This window comes from Streptosporangium sp. DT93 (genome assembly GCF_049844535.1).
Taxonomy (GTDB): domain Bacteria; phylum Actinomycetota; class Actinomycetes; order Streptosporangiales; family Streptosporangiaceae; genus Streptosporangium.
Genome location: NZ_JBNCLF010000056.1, coordinates 1 through 1032, shown reverse-complemented (window position 1 = coordinate 1032; position 1032 = coordinate 1). Strand labels below are relative to the sequence as shown.

At 56.7% G+C, this 1032-nt stretch carries 1 rRNA gene; it reads right to left on the bottom strand.

The window, feature by feature from the left end:
- Window positions 1-6: 6 nt before the first annotated feature.
- Window positions 7-1032 (bottom strand): 23S ribosomal RNA (locus ACLQ2R_RS39440); the annotation flags it as partial.

Sequence of the window (1032 nt, the reverse complement as noted above, 5' to 3'; positions counted from 1 at the left end):
TGCTTTGTGGTCAAGTCCTCGGCCTATTAGTACTGGTCAGCTCCACACATTACTGCGCTTCCACTTCCAGCCTATCAACCCGGTCGTCTACCGGGAGCCTTACCCCCTCACGGGGTGGGAGACCTCATCTCAAGGCGAGCTTCCCGCTTAGATGCTTTCAGCGGTTATCCCTTCCGAACGTAGCCAACCAGCCGTGCTCCTGGCGGAACAACTGGCACACCAGAGGTTCGTCCGTCCCGGTCCTCTCGTACTAGGGACAGCTCCTTTCAAGTCTCCTGCGCGCGCAGCGGATAGGGACCGAACTGTCTCGCGACGTTCTAAACCCAGCTCGCGTACCGCTTTAATGGGCGAACAGCCCAACCCTTGGGACCTACTCCAGCCCCAGGATGCGACGAGCCGACATCGAGGTGCCAAACCATCCCGTCGATATGGACTCTTGGGGAAGATCAGCCTGTTATCCCCGGGGTACCTTTTAGCCGTTGAGCGACGGCGCTTCCACATGCCACCGCCGGATCACTAGTCCCAGCTTTCGCTCCTGCTCGACCCGTCGGTCTCACAGTCAAGCTCCCTTGTGCACTTACACTCGACACCTGATTGCCAACCAGGCTGAGGGAACCTTTGGGCGCCTCCGTTACTCTTTAGGAGGCAACCGCCCCAGTTAAACTACCCACCAGACACTGTCCCTGATCCGGATCACGGACCGAAGTTAGACGTTCAAAACGACCAGAGTGGTATTTCACCAATGACTCCACCACCACTAGCGTGACAGCTTCACAGTCTCCCACCTATCCTACACAAGACGTTCCAAACGCCAATGTCAAGCTATAGTGAAGGTCCCGGGGTCTTTCCGTCCTGCTGCGCGTAACGAGCATCTTTACTCGTAGTGCAATTTCGCCGGGTCTGCGGTTGAGACAGCGGGGAAGTCGTTACGCCATTCGTGCAGGTCGGAACTTACCCGACAAGGAATTTCGCTACCTTAGGATGGTTATAGTTACCACCGCCGTTTACTGGCGCTTAAGTTCTCAGCTTCGC